The organism is Colwellia sp. M166, from assembly GCF_024585285.1.
GTDB lineage: Bacteria > Pseudomonadota > Gammaproteobacteria > Enterobacterales > Alteromonadaceae > Cognaticolwellia.
This window is the reverse complement of sequence record NZ_CP040755.1, coordinates 1,734,024-1,754,569: the sequence shown is the minus strand read 5'-3', so window position 1 is coordinate 1,754,569 and position 20,546 is coordinate 1,734,024. Positions and strand designations below refer to the sequence as shown.

Here is a 20,546-nt window from a genome sequence, read left to right as displayed (position 1 = left end):
TTATCTCAAGCAGCAGTGTATAGAAAGACGAAGGATTAGGTATCTGCAAAATGGGTAATATAATTTCATATTTAAAAAGAGAATAAAAATAAATGAAAGCCGTTATATTAGCAGGTGGTTTAGGTACGCGTATTAGCGAAGAATCACATTTAAAACCAAAACCTATGATTGAAATAGGGGGTAAACCTATTCTTTGGCACATTATGAAAACTTACTCCTTGCATGGCATTAATGACTTCATTATTTGCTGTGGTTATAAGGGCTATGTAGTGAAAGAATATTTTGCTAATTATTTTTTGCATATGTCAGACGTAACTTTTGATATGCAAAAAAATAAAATGGAAATTCATTCTAATCATGCTGAGCCTTGGCGAGTAACATTGGTCGATACGGGGTTGGAAACTGGTACCGGCGGACGCTTAAAAAAAATAGAGCATTACCTCGCTGAAGATGAGCATTTTTGCTTTACCTATGGTGATGGCGTAACTGACGCAAATATTAACGACATCATTGCGCACCACTTGTCATCACAACAACTCGCGACTGTTACTGCTATTCAACCGCCGGGCCGATTTGGCGCCCTTAATATTGAGGGTAACAAAATTAGTAACTTTCAAGAAAAACCCCCAGGTGATGATACTTGGGTTAACGGTGGTTATTTCGTTTTGTCAAAAAAAGTATTTAAATATATTGATGATTTTTCAACTATGTGGGAACAGGAGCCTTTGCAAAAATTAGCTGAGGAAGGGGAGTTATCTTGTTTTAAGCATCATGGTTTTTGGTTACCTATGGATACTTTACGTGATAAAAATCAATTAGAAAAGTTGTGGAACAGTGGCCAAGCACCATGGAAAAAGTGGTAATGCAGCAAAATTTTTGGCAAGGAAAAAAAGTACTGGTAACTGGGCATACTGGTTTTAAAGGCAGCTGGTTATGTTTGTGGCTACAAAAGCTTGGTGCTCACGTTACCGGGTTTTCACTGGCGCCACCTACCTCACCGAGCTTATTTCAGCAAGCAGATGTTGCTGAAAACATGGCCAGTATTATTGGTGATATTCGAGACGCTAAACTGTTAAATACCGCACTTGAAAGTTCACAAGCTGAAATAGTATTTCACCTGGCCGCGCAATCGTTAGTTAGAGCTTCTTATCATGATCCGATTGAGACTTACTCTACGAATGTGATGGGCTCGCTTAATCTTTTAGAAGCGGTTAAAAAAACGCCTGATGTCAAGGCGGTTGTCATGGTTTCAACCGATAAATGCTATGAAAATAACGAATCTGTCGAAGGTTATACCGAAGACGATACGCTAGGGGGCTATGATCCCTACAGCAGTAGTAAAGCCTGTTTAGAATTAATGGTCGCGTCTTATCGTCAATCCTTTTTGGCAGATGAGGCTTGTCAGTTAAAGATAGCAACGGCACGAGCCGGTAATGTTATTGGTGGTGGTGATTATGCTCCAGAGCGTTTGATCCCCGATATTCTCAAATCGATTGTTCATCATAGTGATATTGAACTGAGATACCCCAATGCCATAAGACCATGGCAACATGTGTTAGAACCCCTATCAGGATATATGTTATTGGCCCAGAAGTTATTTCAAGGTGATAATTCATATGCCCAAGCGTGGAATTTTGCTCCCAATGATAGCAGTAATCAATCAGTACAATGGGTGGCTAAATATTTATTAACTAAATTAAAAAGTGATGTAAAGTTAACTGTTCATGCCAATAAGCAACCTCATGAAACCACTTGCTTAACGTTAAATTACCAAAAAGCTTATCATCGACTTGGGTGGCAGCCTGCTTGGAATATTAATCAAGCTTTAGATAATGTGGCTTCATGGCATGAAAATCAAATAGATAAAAATCATAGCTCACAGCAATATTGTCTTACGCAAATACAGCAATATTGTCTTGATATGGCGAAAATATCATGAATATTATCACCACCCCGATTAAAGACCTATTAGTGGTTGAAACGGATGCTATTCAAGATAGCAGAGGCAGTTTTTCTCGATTTTTTTGCCCTAAACCATTCTCTGTACTGTTAAAAAATAAGCAAATAGCGCAAGTGAACTGCTCAATAACCAATGAAATTGGTGCGATCAGAGGCCTACATTTTCAACGCTTTCCCGCATTAGAAACTAAATTTGTCCGTTGTATTAAAGGTAAAGTTTTTGATGTAGCTGTCGATTTAAGAAAAAACTCGAGCACATTCTTACATTGGTATGGGCTTGAACTGTCTTCACAGAGTCGAAAAATGATGGTGATACCTGAGGGCTTTGCCCATGGCTTTCAAGTTATTGAAGAAAAAAGTGAAATGCTATATTTACATACTGAATTCTATCAACCAGAGCATGAGGCTGGCCTTTTGTATAATGACCCGACACTGGCGATTAACTGGCCGTTGAGCTGCACCGAGCTTTCAGAGAAAGATAAAAGTTATCCATTAATCGATCAACATTATAGTGGGGCAGGTTAATGAAGTGTCGATATTGCGAACAACAATTGATTCATGTCTTTGTCGATTTAGGTGAAATGCCCCCCTCTAACGCTTATATTTTGCCAGAAAATAGTGATGCACTTGAAGAAAAATATCCGCTCAAGGTCTTCGTTTGTAATAATTGTTGGTTAGTACAGACTCAAGACTTTATTGATGCGGATAAACTGTTTAGCGCAGATTATGCCTACTTTTCATCTGTTTCTACAGGTTGGTTAAAGCACGCTAAAGATTACGTCACGATGATTACGCAACGTTTGTCATTATCAACGAATAGTTTTGTTTTAGAAATAGCATCTAACGATGGTTATTTATTAAGAAACTTTGTTGATGCCGGTATTCCTTGTCTTGGTATTGAACCGACTATTGCCACATCTGAAGCTGCCAGAGCATTAAATATACCTGTAATAAATGACTTCTTTTCTGTGGTAAGCGCTAAGTTATTAACCAAGGAATATCCCAAGGCTGACCTTATTATTGCTAATAATGTATTGGCACACGTGCCTGATATTAAAGATTTTATTAAAGCTTTAGTATTGTCATTGTCGCGTCAAGGCACCATTACCTTAGAGTTTCCACATTTGTTGCAATTGATAGAAAATAATCAGTTTGATACCATTTATCATGAGCACTTCTCATATTTGTCGCTATCAACAGTACATCATATTTGCGCAGCGTTAGGTTTGGCTGTGTATGATGTTGAGCCACTAGAAACCCACGGTGGAAGCTTACGACTTTATCTTAGTCATCAACAAGCTGACTTTAAGGTAACAGATGCCGTGCTTAACATGATGAATGATGAGAAAGAAAAAGGTCTGCAATGTCTTCATTATTATTTAGCCTTTCAACCAAGAATTGAAAAAATTAAACAAGATGTTATCGCTTTTCTTACTGAGCAAAAAAAACGTGGTAAAAGCGTCATGGGTTATGGCGCCGCCGCTAAAGGTAATACGCTATTAAACTATGCGGGAATTACTACTGATCTTTTACCTGTGATATGTGACGCTGCGCCCTCAAAGCAAAATAGGCTAATGCCAGGTAGTCATATTCCTATAAAATCACCTAAGTATTTAGAGCATCGTCAACCGGATTATATTTTTATTTTACCGTGGAATATTAAAGAGGAAGTGACAAGACAACTTTCTTATTTAAATAATGTGAAATTCTTGACGGTGATTCCAGAGCTAAACGTGTTATGACAAAAACAGTACTTGTTACAGGAGCAAACGGCTTTGTCGGCAATCAGGTTGTTAAATCGCTGGTAGAAAAAAACTGTCATGTGAAAGCGGTCGTGCGAAATAATAAAAAAACTATTTTTGCACACACTTCAGTTGAGATTATTTTAACGAATGATTTGTTTCAAGAGTCTGAATTACGGTTATTAAACATACTGAGTGGCGTCGATGTTGTTATCCATTGTGCTTGGTATGTAGAACCCGGAAAGTATTTGTATTCAGAAGAAAATTTCGCTTGTGTCACTGGAACTATTGCGATGGCAAAGGCTGCAATTAAAGCAGGAGTAACTCGTTTTATCGGTTTAGGTACATGTTTTGAATATGATGTTTCTCAAAAATTACTTTCTGTTAAAACGCCTTTGAAACCAAATAGTATTTATGCTGAAGCTAAAGTTGAAACATTTCATCAGCTATCGAAACTTTTTAATGAAACAGCCGTCGACTTTCTATGGTGCCGTCTTTTTTATCTGTTTGGTGAAGGAGAAGACGAACGTCGTTTAGCCGCTTATGTTCATAGTCAGCTGCACAATAATCAAGAAGTAGAATTGAGTGATGGTAAACAAATCCGAGATTTTATTGATGTAAAAGAGGCGGCGATTATGATTGTAGATTTTGCTTTAAGTCATATTTCAGGGGCTAAAAATATTTGCTCAGGTAAAGGCATTACAGTTAGGGCGTTTGTTGAGAAAATTGCTGATGAATATGGAAAAAAAGACTTGCTAAAGTTTGGAGCTAGATTAACTCAAAAGGATGAGCCCCTTTTTATTGTTGGAGTTAATTAGTATGACTCAACGAGAGAACGTTAAAGTTTTATATCAGCTTAATAGTTTACCAGTATTACAAAATAGGGTTTATGACACAAACGCTGAGGCTGTTAATTGTGTCGTTGGAAATATGTGTTTAGTGCAAAACTTAAATACAGGCCTAATTTATAATAATGCTTTTGATAATAAGTTAATACAGTATGATGAACATTACCAAAATGAACAGGCATTGAGTAATGTATTCAGATCTCATCTTGAAGATGTTGCCTCTATTATTATTAATACAATAGGTAAATATGCTTTACTTGAAATAGGTTGTGGTAAAGGCTATTTCTTAGAACATTTATTGAACCAAGGTTTTGATATTATTGGTGTTGACCCTAGTTATCAAGGAAATAACGAGAACATCATCAAACAATATTACTCTAAAGCTTTAAATTTAAGTGCTAAGCATATAATTTTACGTCATGTGCTGGAACATATTCCACATCCCTTTGATTTTTTACAGCAATTAAAGCTTGAAAATGGAGGTGAAGGGAAAATTTATATTGAAGTACCTTGTTTTGATTGGATCATTAAAAATAATGCTTGGTTTGATATTTATTATGAACATGTTAATTATTTCCGTCTAGCGGATTTTTTTCAGCTTTTTGGCTGGATTTATGAGAGTGGAACTTTATTCAAAGGACAATATATTTACGTGGTTGCAGAACTTTCAAGCTTACAAGAGCCTAAGTTTTTAGAAAAAAATGTAGTTAATTATTTAAAATTTAGTCTAAATTTAATGAATACTTCAGATCCTAAACTTTCAATTGATGCAGTCTGGGGTGCATCATCTAAAGGTGTTATTTATTGCTTAATTCAACAAAATAATGACCGAATAGTGGACGTTGTAGTCGATATTAATCCAATGAAGCAAAACAAACACTTGCCGCGAACAGGAATTAAAGTGTCTTCACCAGAGCAAACAATGAAAATGTTAGATGAAAATTCTATTATTTATGTGATGAATTCAAACTATGTTGATGAAATCAAAAATATAACAAAAAACAGATATACGTATGTGAGCATTGAGAATGGATAAGTTTCAAGAAGAAAAATCAAAGAGAATTGAAGAAAATAAAAATAATCATCAATTAATCGCATCAAGCCATCAGTTTATGCTTAGTTCTATTCAGAGTCATTATTCTTATAATTTTTCTTGGTTGGGATTGCCCATAATTCAATATCCACAAGATATGGTAGCTATACAAGAGTTAATATGGGAAATAAAACCTGATTTGATTATTGAAACAGGTATTGCAAGAGGGGGATCTTTAGTTTTAAGTGCATCTATGCTGGCCATGCTTGATTATTGTGATGCAATAAAAACAGGTTGTACTTTTCATCCCAAAGAGTCAAAAAGAAAAGTGGTAGGTATTGATATTGATATTCGTTCACACAATAGAAGCAATATCGATGAACACCCCTTACGGCACCTCATTGAAATGATTGAAGGTTCAAGTATTTCTTCTACAGTAATAGATAGAATTAAGGCATTTTCGGCAGATTATCAGCGCATTTTAGTTTGTTTAGATTCTAATCATACACATGAACATGTATTGGCCGAATTAGAGGCTTATGCGCCGTTGGTTAGTTACAATAGCTATTGTGTTGTCTTTGATGGCATCGTAGATGATTTGCCAGATGAAATATCTGAAAATCGTCCTTGGGGGGTTGGTAACAATCCTAAGACAGCAGTACATCAATACTTAAAGCATCACCCTGAATTTATTATTGATGATAAAATTGACAATAAATTACAAATAACTGTTGCACCAAGTGGTTATCTTAAAAGAGTTAAGTGATGTTAATAATTAGCCCATTTATTTCTATTGTAATACCGACAAGAGATAGGCCTGAATTTGTTAGATATAGTCTGTATTATTTGGCGCAGCAAAGTTTTAAAAATTTTGAAGTCATTGTTGCAGATAACTTTATTAATGCGTCATGTAAAAACGAGTTTGAAGCTTATAAAAATGATAAACGATTTCATTATTTTCAGCCTGAAACTCCTTTGCCAATGGCAGATAATTGGGAGTTTGCGGTTTCTAAAGCAAATGGGCAATATGTTACTGTCATCAGTGAAAAGTATTTGTTTCGAAGTGATGCTTTGGAAGTTTTACATGCCATATTGTTAGACAAACCTGCGGATTTAGTTTCTTGGTGGAATGAAACTGTTACTGTTACTAAGTCAGGTGAAGCAAAGCTCTTAGGGAAATATATACCTAAATTTAAACCTAGAAAAGCAACGTACTTTTCGCCAATAGAAGTATTATCTAAACGCTTTTCTTTTAATAAAACACCGTACTCGAGAAATTTAGGCCCAAAAGAATGTTTAGGGAAAATATATTCCGGTTGTTTTAGTCGGAATCTATTAGACAAAATGAAAGTAAGTTACGGGCGAATATTTCAACCTTTAATGCCTGATATTACTTCTATGACAGCAGCTTTATCATTATTACCAAGGTGCTTAGATTTGGGGCAACCTTTGATGTTGGTTTGTGCTTCACCTGAAATATCAAATGGATTTCAAGCCGTTACAAACACTAAGAAGTTTAAAGATTTTTTTTCAGATTATAATCTCCTAAAATTCCAGCAGAATAAATTACCTCTTGAAGGAATAGGTGTTGCACTTAATAATTTTATAGCGCATGACTTTTTATATTTCCAAAAGCTTAGTGATAATAACGAATTTAAAAAACTATCCATTAACACGAGTAACCTCTTGGTCAGAGTTAAAGAGGATATTGATAGAATAGAATACTGGGATAGTGAGGAAGAAAAATCTGCTACTTACACTGCTTGGCAAGTATTAGTCGATAAATGTAGTAAAAAAAAGCAAAAATATATTTATTATAAACTTAAAAAAAATGATTCAGCTCAACCATCATTAGATGAGATTTCATTTGCTGGTGGACAAGATATTGGTACATATATCGGCTATGTGTCAGCTAAAGAACGAGCTGAGATTAATTGGCTCAAACATCAAGTTTTTAGAATTCAAGGCGAGTATTTGAATTATAATTTACTTGAAGACGCGATGAATTATTATGCTGAATATTATCAGGAAAGTGCTAAGTTACTAAAAATATAATGAATTTTAGTGTTTATTTTAAAAATAGTGATATTAATAAATGAAGTTTATAAATTTATGTGGATTTGGCCTTTCTGGCTGCACTTCTCAAGTTGATTTTTTATTAAATTATCAATCTGTAAAAGGTGTTCTGTCTCCGTCTGAGAGAGATTTAGATATGTTATGTGCGCCATGTAATGAATTTGGTTTACTCAAATGTAATCATTCTTTTGGTGGTCTATTAATAAAAAAATTAAAAGGTGATGTTGATAATTTTGACAAAAAAGTACTCTGTGAATCAATAAAGGGGCTTTTAAGTACTAAATTTGAAGGTTTGAGCTATGGTGAAATATTACACCTTAACAATCGAGTCCTATTGGCTAAAGAGTATGGAGGAGAATATTATCATGCTGTTGATAAATCAGTAGGATCACTTCCTGATAATCTGCTTAATTTACCTTTATTGGAAATCATTGAGTACTTAAAAGAAGCTGTTGCGATTTGGTGCAAAGAAGTTGCTATTATTCAAAACAGTCTAGACTCAACTATTGATGTTCTTGTTTTTAAAAATGATCCCCCTGGGGTGTTTCCATTACTATCCACATTGATTCCTGATGGTCTAACTTCAGCAATATTGAGAGATCCTCGCGATGTCACATTTGATTTTAATCGTTGTTATCAAAAAGAAAATACAATTGAAAATGTTGAATGGCATTGTAGGCACTTTAACTGGCACATAGATAACGCAAGACAACAAATAGAAAAGTACTTTGATTTAATTGTTAATCATTATTTTGTACATGACTTTGAGAGTTTTGTTCAATCACCAAGTCATAGAGATAAATACCTTGGTAAAATGTGTGGTCGTCGCGATAAGGTGCATGAATATTTTAATCCTGAAAAATCAATTAAAAATATCGGAATTTACAAAGAACAGCCTAAAGAATTAGTAGATATTATTGAGAAGCAATCAATGCAAAAGTATCTTGGTTTTAGAATGTTTTTAGAAGATCGAGGTTTATTTTTATCTTAAAAAATATCAGTTGTTCATACAGGCACACATTGTGCGTAATTATATTTATTTAGAGTAGTGACGAAAAGTATGCAGTGTTTAGTAAAAAGTTATATTGATAATTTGATAGCTTTATTAACAAAAGTTGATACAACGTATATTTATCAAATAATTGACGCTTTAGATAAGTGTCATGATAAACAGGCAACGGTTTATATCATGGGTAATGGAGGTAGTGCCGCTACGGCGTCTCATATGGCCAATGATTTGTCTGTAGGTCTTAAGTTAAGAGAAATTAGAAATTTTAATGTACAAAGTTTGTCTGATAATACTCCTGTATGCACGGCCATAGCTAATGATATTGGTTATGAAAATGTTTTCTATGCGCAACTTAAAAATAAGTTGCAACCGGATGATTTAGTTATTGCATTATCTTGCAGTGGCAATTCTGAAAATATTGTAAAAGCCTCACAATACACAAAAAAAATAGGGGCAACTTTAGTTGGAATGACGGGTTTTGACGGCGGGGAATTGAAAAAAATAAGCGATATTAGCTTTCATGTTAATACTGACAATGGTGAATATGGTCTAGTTGAAGATGTGCACATGATCTTAGATCATATTATCTACAGCTATTATATTGCGCAAAAACCTGAGAATAAAACCAATTATACAATGAGGTAACATGATTAAATTTGCTATTGCCGGCTTTGGAAAAATGGGAAAAATTCGAGAAGCTTCAATTATAGAAAATGCAAACACTTGTCTTGTTGCCGCTTATGAAAGTGGTGAATATGACCCTGTCACTAAAGCCGTTATCAAATGCTCATCGTTTGATGAATTACTAGAGCAAGATATTGATGCACTATTTGTATGTGCCTTTAATAATGTCGCTGCGCAATATACGATCAAAGCGCTTAATAAAGGTATTCATGTTTTTTGTGAAAAGCCACCAGCACGAGATTGTCAGGAACTTGCGTTAGTACTCAAAGCTGAAGAGGAAAGTGGCTTAACCTTAAAATATGGCTTTAATCATCGTCTGCATTACAGTGTCCAACAAGCTAAAAAAATTATAGATTCCGGTGAAATGGGGAAACCACTATGGATAAGAGGAGTATATGGCAAAGCAGGAAGTATTGATTATCATAAAAATTGGCGTAATTATAAGCAATACTCTTCAGGTGGGATCTTGATGGATCAAGGTATCCACATGCTTGATTTATTTCATTTTTTGTTAGATAGAAAGTTTGACGTTATTTCTAGTCAACTATCAACGTCCTTTTGGGATATCGAGGTTGAGGATAATGCTTTTGTTACGCTGCAGAGTGATCAATTAATTGCTACGCTACATTCAAGTGCAACGCAATGGCGTCATAAATTTTTACTTGAGATGTGCTTTGAAAATGGTTTTATTAATTTGGATGGTATCCTCTCTGACTCAAGGAGTTACGCGCCTGAAACTTTAGTGCTAGCAAAGCGTGAATTTGAAGATATTACCTTTGCGATGGGCAAACCCGTGGAAAATGTAATTTGGTTTGAAAATGATGATAGTTGGAAGCTCGAGCTAGAGGAGTTTATTACAGCATTACAAAGTGGTAAGCCTGTAGTAAACGGCACTAGCCAAGATGCTTTTAATGTACTGAGTCTTGTCGAAAACATTTACCAACAAAGTGGTTTTTATCATGAAGCGTAATAAAAGGGTGTTGCTGACAGGCGCCAGCAGAGGAATTGGCAAAGCCACTTATGAATTACTTACTCAGCAATACGACGTTATTGCGCCAACTCGCTCGATGTTAGACCTTGCAAGACCTGAAAGTATTGCTGATTTCTTTGGTCAAGACGCAGCCTATGACGTTGTGATCAATTGTGCGGGAATTAACATCATTAAACCGACAAAAGATATTGTTTACGAAGATATTAAACTACTTAACGCGGTAAATCTTGAAAGTCCACTGTTGATTATTCAGCAATGCTTGCCACACATGCAAGGCCAACAATGGGGACGAGTTATTAATATTAGTTCAATTTGGGGACAAATATCGAAGGCACAAAGAACCTTATATAGCGGTAGCAAATTTGGCCTTATTGGTTATACCAAAGCTTTGGCTAAAGAGTTTGCCAGCCAAAATATTTTGGTTAATGCTATTTGCCCAGGCTTTACTAATACTGAATTAACAGCACAAAGTTTAAGTCAAGATGAATTAACAGAAATAGTTGCTACTATTCCTGCTAATCGCCTTGCTGAACCAAATGAAATAGCAAAGCTAGTCAAATTTATGATTTCAGATGATAACTCATATATGACCGGTGAAGCCGTTACGATTGATGGCGGGTTTTTATCATGAAATCATTGGCAATAGCATCAAAAATTCATGATTATAACGTGAGTTTTATTGATGATTTGACGCCTTTAATTAATTTAATAAAAGATGAAAAAACGGTGTTTGTTTGTGACAAAAACTTGCAACAACATTTCGTTGAATTAAATAATATTCCTGCAGAGCGTTGTTACTTTATTGACGCAATTGAGGAAAACAAAAATATAGACTCCGTTTTGGAGCTTTATCGTTTTTTACTCGGATTTCCGTTTAAGCGAAATCTGCATCTGGTTAGCATTGGGGGAGGGATCATCCAAGATATTTCTGGATTTGTCGCGTCAACCTTATATCGTGGCATTCATTGGAGTTTTTTTCCTACGACATTATTAGCTCAAGCTGATAGCTGTGTAGGTAGTAAAACATCACTGAATTTTGATCACTACAAAAATATACTGGGTAGCTTTTATCCACCTCATCAAATTTTTATTTGTGGAAATTTTTTAGCAACGTTAGCTGAAGATGACATTAATAGCGGTATTGGCGAAATCGTCAAATTTTTGATGTTGGATGATATTAATACTGTCTCAGTGGATAGAATTGCTCAATTAGCGGAAGAGTTAAAGCATAATAAGCAATATTTGCCCGCAATATATCAATCACTGGCCGTAAAACAGTCTTATATAAAACAAGATGAATTTGATTTAGGTAAACGCAATTTATTTAATTATGGTCATTGTTTTGGTCATGCTCTTGAGGCAAGCTCGCACTATAAAGTTCCTCACGGTATCGCAGTTATCATCGGCATGGTGTTTGCTAATACCGTTAGCTTGTTGCGTGGAAGTATTTCTAAAGAATTTTATCAGCATATTAACCAAAGGCTTTACTTTCCTTATATTTCGGTTAATTTATTAGTGTCATACTTTGACCAGGAAGCGCTGCTGCTGGCACTGAAAAGTGATAAGAAGCGCATCGGTGATGATTTGGTCATGATAATGTTGAATAACGAACAATTTGGAGCGGAAAAAGTAACTAACTTAACCGTCCTCGAATTTGAAAGAGCTCATCATTATTTCCTTACACAAATGCAAAAATTTATATCAAAATGAAAATTGCTGTCACTTCAAAAGCCTTCGCAAAAAACGAAGCGTTAATTAGTTTATTATCCACCCACTTTCCAAGCTATAAATTGAATCATGCCGGTAAATTATTATCCGAAAACGAATTTATTGAATTTCTTGCCGATTGTGACGGAGTAATATTGGCAATGGAGCAGTTATCAGAACAAGTCATATCTAGGGTACCTCATATCAAAGCGGTGGCTAAGTTTGGTGTGGGAACCGATAATATTGACTTTGCTGCATGTGAAAAAGCCCGATTACCTGTATTTTTATCTCAAGGAGTAAATAAGCAGTCTGTGGCTGAAATGGTTATTGGCTTTGCTCTCATGTTATTGAGAAACCTTTATTTAACGAGTTGTAATCTCTCGCAAGGTAAATGGCAAAAAGAAGGCGGTGTTAGCCTCTATCATAAAACCATTGGCATCATTGGTTTTGGACATATAGGTTCAGAAGTTGCGAGATTACTTAAGCCTTTTTCATGTCGTATTCTAGTGCACGATATCGTAGATAAATCTGATCTATGTGCAAGGCTAAATGCCGAACAAGTGCCGTTAGAGCAATTGATCGAACAAGCGGATGTAATTTCGTTGCATACCCCGCTTACAGTCACAACCAATAATTTAGTGAATTCTCTCTTTTTACAAAAAATGAAACGCAGTGCTATTTTGATCAATACTGCTCGCGGAGAAGTTGTTGATTTAGAAGCTTTAAAGTTAGCATTACAAAATAAAACAATTGCAGGAGCGGCAATCGATGTATATCGCGAGGAGCCACCGCAAGATCTTGAATTGCTGTCTTTACCAACATTAATTCCAACACCACATATTGGAGGTAACTCAGCAGAAGCAACCTATGCGATGGGAGAGGCAGCCATATTGGCATTGGTAAATTTTTTTGGAGCCGTTGATGATAAATAATCAAACCAAGGTTGCGCTAATCACAGGCGCGGAACAAGGTATTGGTAAAGCTATTCGAGATAAATTCCTTGCTGAAGGGTTTATTGTTTATGGCACAACAAGAAAAAGTACATCGCAACGGATAGAGCGATATCATCCGTTGGTTTTAGATTTAACCGATGCGCTTTCGATAACTGAGTTTACTCGTAATATTGATCAATTAGCACGGCTTGATGTTTTTATAAATAATGCTGGTGTTTATCAACCTGAGCATTCGACAAAGCTTACAGCACAAGCAATTGAAAACACGTTGGCAATCAACTTAACCGCGCCAATGAAAATTTTGCCAACAATATTAAATAAAATGGCTAAAAGCGAGCAAGGTAAAATATTATTGATAAGTTCTATTGCAGCAACGGTATCAAAAGAAAATGCTAGTGCATATGGCGCAAGCAAGGCGGGCTTGTTAGCTTTATCTCGTACATTAGCATTGGAACATGCCGCAGCAGGGATTTTAGTGAATACATTGTCACCAGGGCCAACGCATACCCCTATGGTCGACAGGTTATTGGATGAGAATGCTAGGTTTGAAATCGCACAAAACATTCCATTAGGACGCTTAGCCAACACTGACGAAATTGCCGAAGTAGCATATTTTTTATGTTCTAACAAAAATTCATATATCACAGGTCAAAACATCATTGCTGATGGTGGGTTTACTTGTAAGTAGTATTTAATAGGTTAAATAATGAAAAGAAAAATAATAGCGATGATCCCTGCCAGGCTAGGTAGTAAACGTATTCACCAGAAAAATTTACGTTTAATAGGGGATAGACCTTTAATTAGTTATGTCACGGAAACAGTCGTCAATTCTGCTGCTTTTGATGAAGTATATATTAACTCTGAAGCTGACATTTTTGCTGAAATAGCAGAAGAATATGGCGCTAAGTTTTTTAAAAGGCCGGAAAACTTAGCGCAAGACTCAACAAATAATGATGAATTCTTACAACAATTTTGCCAATCAATTGATGGTGACATTGTCGTTCAAATATTACCGACCTCACCATTTATCACGACCGAAGAAATTCAGGCATTTGTTACAAAAATGCTCGAAGACGAATTAGATACACTTGTTTCTACGGTTGAGCACCAAATAGCTTGTGTAAAAGACGGTCATCCGCTGAATTTTAGTAAATTAGAGCCTCATATATCGTCACAAGATATGCAGCCCGTTGCCTCTTATGCCACAGCATTAATGGCGTGGCGTAAAGCTAGTTTTATTGAACATATGGAACGCTTAGGTTTTGGTTACCATGGTGCGGACGGAAAAACTGCTTATTTTCCGTTGAAGGGGTTTTCTACGATAGATATTGATAATGAAGTAGATTTTCGTTTAGCTGAATCAGTAGCTTTTCATCTTAAAAATAAACAACAAGACTCACCTGCTCGCTTTTATCAAACGAAAGTTGATAAATTTGACGAAGCTGATGTGCCTTCTATTTTAAAAATTGATGGTATTGATATAAGTGATTTTGAACATGAAAATCTACCATTAACTAATCTTAAAAATATAATCTCAAGTATGGATAATAGCCGGTCGTGGTGCTACCGGTTAGTCAATTCCGAAAGTAATAGTGCAACATTGATATCGCAATTACCAGGTGAGGGCAATCGACGTCATTACCACCCTGATTGGAATGAATGGTGGTATATTGTTGATGGTGAATGGCAATGGGATATAGAAGACATAAAGCTCGTAGTAAAAAAAGGTGATATTGTGTATATCGAAAAGAATAAATGGCACAAAATTACTGCAATCGGTGATAAACCGGCTATCAGGTTGGCGGTTAGTCGGGCTGATGTGATTCATAGTTATGAGAATAAGGGTTAACTATTTTTCATTTTAAGTGGTTTAATTGTGAAAATTAGCCGCTTAAATGGCTCTGTTTCATTGATGAATTATACAGCTGAAATAGAGCAGCTCCTTAAGGGCATTTTTGGGCAGAAGAATATAATCACGTAGTATTAGCAATAAGCTTGCTTTATAAATACTAAATTATGAATGACTATTTCTTTTGCTATTGATGAAAATATTTTATATTTTATATTTTATATTTTATATTTTTAAATAAATAATTAACTATGTTTCGTCATTTTTTCTAATAAATTAATACCATCCCAAAGATGATTAAATGTCAGTGCCTGTCCTAAGTTAACTACCCGTTTACACTGTTTATTATTTAACGCTAACAACTCATTTTCGCAAATACCATAAGTACTGACCGTTTGTAGTTTTTCATCAAATGGTAATTCGCTTAAGTCACTTATATTTTGCATTAATAACAGGCCATTCCCATTATGATTGGCTATTAATACAGGTGTGATAGTGTCGAATTCAATAGTTGCTATTTGTTTATGTGAGTGATTGCTAACTATCGATTTATCATTTTCTAATAGTAGCTCTTGTAAGTTTATTTGCCGCTCAGATTGCTCTGTTAAGGTAAATTTTTGTTGGTGTTGCTCTAGCTGACTTATGAGTTCATTCTTAAATTGCTGCTGTATAGCGGTGTTGGTGTTCAGCCAAAACAAGGCTTTTGGTGATGAACAGGCTTGTTGGTGAAATGGTAAAAAGTCGGCGATAAATTGTTTAGCTAAATTATTTAAGTCGTCTGCTGCGACTAAGTGCATGACAGCAATTGAAAATCGAGTGGGAAAACAAACTTGCTGCTCTACAGGGGCTATTTTATTTATTGTTTCGATGGCTAAGTCACCGCCCCATATAATGCGAAAATCACTCCATTGGCTTAAGGATTTAGTTAATGCCAGGTTATTAGCGTTGTACTCAACAATTGAGATCATTTGAGAAAATAGCGGTGAGTTGTTTTTTGCTATAAAGGTTTTTAATAGCGTGATCAGTAAGCGACAAATGTCGCCACTGCGCTCACTAATACGGACAACATTAGTATTACCCGACAATACCGAGAGCAGTAATGAGTAAAAAAATACTGTATCAACATTGGCGGGCGCAATATGAAAAACATTACCTATGGCATGGCGTTTATTGTCAGGTGATAAGCTTATGTAATCTTGCTTAATTTTCTCTAAATTAGCTTTACGACACCAAAAGGCGAGGGCGACTAACTCAGGTTGCTGTTTGCTTTGCCTATTATTTAATAAAAATGTTGAAAATAAGCTTACTTCGTCAATTAACGCACTATGCCATGGCACAGGTAAGTTTGCTTTTTGCTCAGCGGCTTTGATATGCCATTGGGGATTGTCGACTGAATCTAGCGTATTTGCATGGTTAATATTAATATCTGTATTATTACTCGTGCTTGGTAAGGTGTCACTACAACCTCTTATTTGTGCTTTGGGTACACGGCCATGAACATGAAAATATTTACCTTTTCGGCCACATGGGCAAGTATCTTCACCAATAATTATGCCTAAGTCTTCGGTGAGCAAAGCATGCCCAGGATAACTTTGGGCAATAATTGAATTTACCTGAATGAGCCCTTGCTCGCCATGGTCAGCAATAGTTAAATCGCTGGCTCTGCGTGTAATAACATCGGCCCAAATAGGCGTATGTAAATAGCCATGCTCACATTCTATATGAATAGTGCCGGTTTGTTCGACCATACCATAATAGTCGTGAATACTTACCTGACCGAGCTGTTGTGTTATTTGTGCTTTAAAGACCTTATTGCTAACGGCCTGTGCTTGTAGCTTTTTCCAACCGCCACCATGAAATAAGCTAGCATGTGAAAACTGAGCAGTAATATTTTTTTGTTTTAGCACATCAATAAAGTATTGCCAAACAATATAGGTAAAACCAAATATGAGTACTGGCGTTTGTTGATATTTATCGAAAAAATCTACGACTGCTTGCGTATTTAGGCTCAAATCTTCGTTCAGTGCATAGCAGTGGTCACGCCCAAACATAGCAAAACCACGAATGCCTGCCGCTCTAGCTGTCATGGCATTAGGTTGTTTTAAGGTGGCTGAAGTATCAATAATTAACATAGGTCTGCGGGCTTTACCTAACCAATGCTGTAATATTTTAACTAATGTCGTACTTTGCAGTTGCGCTGTTTGGGCGTCTAGTACTATTTGGGAGTTTTGTCCACTCGTACCAGAAGAATGCAATGTTCTGAAAATATCTTTTTCTGCAATACTTGCTAATAAATACTCTTTAAAATGACGTGCAGCGAAAGGCGGAATGTCATTGATATGATTAATGGCTAAATTTGGATAATGAGCATTAATAAAGCGTGCGTATAATAGACAGTGTTCACGATGATAGTTGGTTAACGCTAACAGCTTTTCAGCCAATATTGTTTGCTTATCGCTATGTGAATATTGATAAATCGCTAGGTCTGTCAAGGCAGTGTTTTTTTCTGTTGGCGCATTCATATTATTGACTCAGTGCCATATAGTCGACTTTACCATTAGATTTTCTCGGCAATAGCGCTCGACAGTTAAGGTTTATATATCGGCGATTAATATGACAAAAATCAGCGATGTCTTGTTGCAACTTTTCAATATTTAGTGATTGCTTAGTATCTGGTTCAGCGTCAGAGTCAACATAGTACAAGGTCAACATATCATCAGTATTGCTGATGGCGAAGTCAATAGACGTAGTCGCCCTGATATGTCTTTCAACTTCATCTAAACTAATACGCTTGCCCATGATTTTAACTATCCGTTTAATACGGCCGACTAACTTATAATCTCCGTCATTATCAACAACGGCTAAGTCACCGGTGTGTAACCAATCAATTTCCTCATACGTTGCTAAGCTATTAACATTTTCGGCATAACCGATAAATACATTGCCACCTCGATAACAAAGTTCGCCAACGGTATTGCTCAGGGTCACGTGCTGATTCTGTTTATTGATGATAGCCAACTCGCCATGTGGTATAACTTGACCTATATAACCACTTTTTGTCGCAACTTTTTTCGGCGGTAAGTAAGCAATACGGGCACATGCTTCGGTTTGCCCGTACATTAAAAATAACGCTTTATTATTCTCTTGGCACCAATTATTGACGCTTTGACAAGTGGCTTCTGATAACTGTCCGCCAGCTTGTGCCATATATTGCACTGAAGCTAGTGGTAAGCGCTTAAGCTGTAACTTAGTTAATAACTCAAAACTAAAAGGTACACCATAAAATGAGCTAGGTTGGTGGTCTTTATAGATTTGCCACAAGCTTTTATCTATCGGTGAGGCTTGGGTTAATACGATTTTCGCCCCAACAGCTAAGTGGGTGTGTAATATCGATAAACCAAAACTGTAGTGTAACGGTAGGGTGGTTACTACACAGTCGGTTGATTTTATTGGTAAGTATTGGCATATCGACTGGGTGTTTACGGTTAAATTATGATAACTCAGTTTCACTAATTTAGCCGATCCCGTTGAGCCACTGGTGGATAATAATAGTGCTAATGAAGCGTGCAGGGCTACAGGTTTTTCGTTAAGTAGAGTGATCTCTTGTTGCTCAATGAGGTAGTTAACTTGGTATTGATTCAGTATTTTTTGATGACGGTTCTGTACCGTGTTATTTGCTTGATCGGTGTTTTTTTCTATCAGTAAAACTACATGTTTTGCCCGCAGTAAAGCAAGGTAGCTGATCAGAAAATTGAGATTATTATGAGCCACCAATGCAACGAGTTGGCGTGTTGCTGGTAAACGCTCAATTAAAGCGTCAATACGTTGATTTAGCTCACTATAAGTGATTTCTAGCTTATTGTCGGCATCAATAATACTATTGGTGTGTGTGGCCAGATTGGCTGACCAAAATACAGCCGTTAAGTCGCTCACTTGATTAATACCTTGTACTTGCGTATTTATAACCATGGCTTATAAAGTTAAACCGGCATCAACAGCGAGAATATGCCCGGTAATATAACTTGCTTGCTCGCTCGCTAAAAATCCGATGGCTTTTGCGACATCGTTTGAACAGCCTAAGCGCTTTAATGATGTAGCTTGTACTAACGTTTCCCGCTGTTCTGGCGTATAACTGGCAACAAGGTCTGTATCAATAAAACCGGGGGCAACGGCATTTACGCGAATATTATGGACACCAAGTTCTTTGGACATACTTTTTACCATACCATGTAAGCCAGATTTCGCCGCGCTATAGAGTATTTGGCCTATCGCACCTTGATCTGCAACAACCGAGCTAACAAACACCATTGCGCATTCATTGTTGCTTTGTTTATTGCGTAGCATTAATCGACTACTCAGCTGTGCCAATAACAAGCTTGATTTTAAATGTAAGTTAAATTGTTGATCGATATCTGATGCTCTTAAGGTGGTTAGTGAGCCTTGAGTAAGAGAGCCGGCACAATGTATTAGGCAAGTCAGCTGTGAGAGTGATTTATTAACTTGTTGCATAAGGGGTTTAATGCTTGTGCTGTCGGTTAAGTCGGCGCAGTAATAATAACAGTCTATCTGATAATTGGCTTTTAATTCATCATGCAAAGAGATAAGTCGTGTTTCATCGCGACCGTGTAAAAACACTTGCCAGCCACGTTCGGCAAACCAGTGAGCACAGGCTTGTCCTATACCGCCACTTGCGCCCGTTATTAATACACCTTTTGCCATAATTTCTCTTATTGTTGTTAGATTAAAGTCATCAGCAGGGTTGTTATTAGCGGTGACTTTTTAAGTGTGACCGTTACTTACTGTTCGTTAAATGATATATCATACTTTGCTAAAATTTCTTGCGCTTTGCTATAAGAGCTCATGTCAATAATATCATCGGTATCAAGCATAACATCGAAACTATTCTCTAATTCAGCAATCAATATCATATGACCTGTAGAGTCCCATTTCGGGTGCTTGGCATAATTAAGTGATGTATTTATCTCATGTTCAGGAATTTCTAATGCCGTCGCAAATGCTTGTTTAAGTTTATTAATTGACACGTTTTTTTCCTCTGGCTAAAAATTGCTTTAATGATTGGCTTTTTGTTTCATAGTCTTTAGCAGACAATGAAATAGCTAAAAATTCATTTTCGCTCTGATGGCGGTTTTGCTGCGAATTTTTAGACGTTAAAGTGTAGCCAAGTTGTTGATTATATTTAAGTGCAGCACTATTGTCTGCTTTTACTTTTGAGCTAAGCTTTTTAATACCGAGCTGCTCAAAAGCATAATCATTGATAGCCAAAGATGGCGCAAAAGCGAGAATGTTCTGACGATATTTCTCTTCGCCAATATATAAACCAACTTCGCCATGTTGAGATCTTTCTAGAGCTAAGCCATCGTGGCAGCTGATATTAATGGCTCCTATTGGCAGCTCTCGATAATAAATGACAAAATGTTGTTGATCTTGTCGTTTGGCTAATCCCGAAAACCAGCGTTGATGTTCAGCGCGGCTAATGACTTGCTGATTGATCATATACTGACGAACGTTGGCTTGGTTGCGCCATTGATATAATAGCACCTGATTATCAGCATTAACCGGCACTAGTTTGACGCTATAGCCGTTGATAATTGGTGCTGTAGATAATAATTTACTCGCTGCTAAAGTATTAACCGTAGGATCAGTGAAAGTTAGTCTCTTAGTTTTATTCTTCATA

21 protein-coding genes are annotated in these 20,546 nt (G+C 36.3%); 16 read left to right on the top strand and 5 right to left on the bottom strand.

The window, feature by feature from the left end; all coding sequences use genetic code 11:
- The first annotated feature begins 92 nt into the window (after positions 1–92).
- The 16 genes from rfbF (at position 93) to FGD67_RS07870 (ending at position 14,851) form a co-directional block, all read left to right on the top strand.
- A complete protein-coding gene (rfbF, locus tag FGD67_RS07945; protein WP_257174502.1) occupies positions 93–863 on the top strand; it encodes a glucose-1-phosphate cytidylyltransferase in 771 nt (256 codons plus the stop codon).
- On the top strand, positions 863–1,939 hold the full coding sequence (gene rfbG, locus FGD67_RS07940; protein WP_257174501.1) for a CDP-glucose 4,6-dehydratase: 1,077 nt from the start codon (positions 863–865) through the stop codon (positions 1,937–1,939). Before rfbF ends, rfbG begins: the two co-directional genes overlap by 1 nt.
- The gene (gene rfbC, locus FGD67_RS07935; RefSeq protein ID WP_257174500.1) at positions 1,936–2,484 is read left to right on the top strand and encodes a dTDP-4-dehydrorhamnose 3,5-epimerase; all 549 of its coding nucleotides are present in this window, start codon (positions 1,936–1,938) and stop codon (positions 2,482–2,484) included. The genes rfbG and rfbC overlap by 4 nt, the downstream gene beginning before the upstream one ends.
- Positions 2,484–3,701 (top strand): class I SAM-dependent methyltransferase, encoded by a 1,218-nt coding sequence (locus tag FGD67_RS07930; protein ID WP_257174499.1) that lies wholly within the window; start codon positions 2,484–2,486, stop codon positions 3,699–3,701. Before rfbC ends, FGD67_RS07930 begins: the two co-directional genes overlap by 1 nt.
- On the top strand, positions 3,698–4,519 hold the full coding sequence (locus tag FGD67_RS07925) for an NAD(P)-dependent oxidoreductase (RefSeq protein WP_257174498.1): 822 nt from the start codon (positions 3,698–3,700) through the stop codon (positions 4,517–4,519). Before FGD67_RS07930 ends, FGD67_RS07925 begins: the two co-directional genes overlap by 4 nt.
- Position 4,520: 1 nt before the next feature.
- Positions 4,521–5,585: a class I SAM-dependent methyltransferase gene (locus FGD67_RS07920; protein ID WP_257174497.1), complete on the top strand. Its 1,065-nt coding sequence runs from the start codon at positions 4,521–4,523 to the stop codon at positions 5,583–5,585.
- On the top strand, positions 5,578–6,348 hold the full coding sequence (locus FGD67_RS07915) for a cephalosporin hydroxylase family protein (RefSeq protein ID WP_257174496.1): 771 nt from the start codon (positions 5,578–5,580) through the stop codon (positions 6,346–6,348). The genes FGD67_RS07920 and FGD67_RS07915 overlap by 8 nt, the downstream gene beginning before the upstream one ends.
- On the top strand, positions 6,348–7,637 hold the full coding sequence (locus tag FGD67_RS07910; RefSeq protein WP_257174495.1) for a glycosyltransferase family A protein: 1,290 nt from the start codon (positions 6,348–6,350) through the stop codon (positions 7,635–7,637). The genes FGD67_RS07915 and FGD67_RS07910 overlap by 1 nt, the downstream gene beginning before the upstream one ends.
- Before the next feature lie 40 nt (positions 7,638–7,677).
- Positions 7,678–8,649, top strand: a complete 972-nt coding sequence (locus FGD67_RS07905; protein ID WP_257174494.1) for a hypothetical protein — start codon at positions 7,678–7,680, stop codon at positions 8,647–8,649.
- Between the two features lie 69 nt (positions 8,650–8,718).
- On the top strand, positions 8,719–9,312 hold the full coding sequence (locus FGD67_RS07900; RefSeq protein ID WP_257174493.1) for an SIS domain-containing protein: 594 nt from the start codon (positions 8,719–8,721) through the stop codon (positions 9,310–9,312).
- A gap of 1 nt (position 9,313) precedes the next feature.
- Positions 9,314–10,321: a Gfo/Idh/MocA family protein gene (locus FGD67_RS07895; protein WP_257174492.1), complete on the top strand. Its 1,008-nt coding sequence runs from the start codon at positions 9,314–9,316 to the stop codon at positions 10,319–10,321.
- Positions 10,311–10,973: an SDR family NAD(P)-dependent oxidoreductase gene (locus tag FGD67_RS07890; protein ID WP_257174491.1), complete on the top strand. Its 663-nt coding sequence runs from the start codon at positions 10,311–10,313 to the stop codon at positions 10,971–10,973. The genes FGD67_RS07895 and FGD67_RS07890 overlap by 11 nt, the downstream gene beginning before the upstream one ends.
- A complete protein-coding gene (locus FGD67_RS07885) occupies positions 10,970–12,052 on the top strand; it encodes an AroB-related putative sugar phosphate phospholyase (cyclizing) (protein WP_257174490.1) in 1,083 nt (360 codons plus the stop codon). Before FGD67_RS07890 ends, FGD67_RS07885 begins: the two co-directional genes overlap by 4 nt.
- Entirely contained in the window at positions 12,049–12,981 is a 933-nt protein-coding gene (locus FGD67_RS07880) for an NAD(P)-dependent oxidoreductase (RefSeq protein ID WP_257174489.1), read from the top strand. Before FGD67_RS07885 ends, FGD67_RS07880 begins: the two co-directional genes overlap by 4 nt.
- The gene (locus tag FGD67_RS07875; RefSeq protein WP_257174488.1) at positions 12,971–13,690 is read left to right on the top strand and encodes an SDR family NAD(P)-dependent oxidoreductase; all 720 of its coding nucleotides are present in this window, start codon (positions 12,971–12,973) and stop codon (positions 13,688–13,690) included. Before FGD67_RS07880 ends, FGD67_RS07875 begins: the two co-directional genes overlap by 11 nt.
- An 18-nt stretch (positions 13,691–13,708) precedes the next feature.
- The gene (locus tag FGD67_RS07870) at positions 13,709–14,851 is read left to right on the top strand and encodes a cytidylyltransferase domain-containing protein (protein ID WP_257174487.1); all 1,143 of its coding nucleotides are present in this window, start codon (positions 13,709–13,711) and stop codon (positions 14,849–14,851) included.
- A gap of 245 nt (positions 14,852–15,096) precedes the next feature.
- Here FGD67_RS07870 and FGD67_RS07865 read toward each other — a convergent pair whose 3' ends face one another.
- From FGD67_RS07865 to FGD67_RS07845, 5 genes are all read right to left on the bottom strand, one after another.
- A complete protein-coding gene (locus FGD67_RS07865) occupies positions 15,097–17,373 on the bottom strand; it encodes an acyl-CoA reductase (RefSeq protein ID WP_257174486.1) in 2,277 nt (758 codons plus the stop codon).
- Between the two features lies 1 nt (position 17,374).
- Positions 17,375–18,820 (bottom strand): AMP-binding protein, encoded by a 1,446-nt coding sequence (locus FGD67_RS07860; protein WP_257174485.1) that lies wholly within the window; start codon positions 18,818–18,820, stop codon positions 17,375–17,377.
- A gap of 3 nt (positions 18,821–18,823) precedes the next feature.
- Complete coding sequence (locus tag FGD67_RS07855; protein ID WP_257174484.1) at positions 18,824–19,570, bottom strand: SDR family NAD(P)-dependent oxidoreductase; 747 nt, start codon at positions 19,568–19,570, stop codon at positions 18,824–18,826.
- Positions 19,571–19,647: 77 nt separating this feature from the next.
- Positions 19,648–19,893: an acyl carrier protein gene (locus tag FGD67_RS07850; RefSeq protein WP_257174483.1), complete on the bottom strand. Its 246-nt coding sequence runs from the start codon at positions 19,891–19,893 to the stop codon at positions 19,648–19,650.
- Complete coding sequence (locus tag FGD67_RS07845) at positions 19,883–20,545, bottom strand: GNAT family N-acetyltransferase (RefSeq protein ID WP_257174482.1); 663 nt, start codon at positions 20,543–20,545, stop codon at positions 19,883–19,885. Before FGD67_RS07845 ends, FGD67_RS07850 begins: the two co-directional genes overlap by 11 nt.
- Position 20,546: the final 1 nt, after the last annotated feature.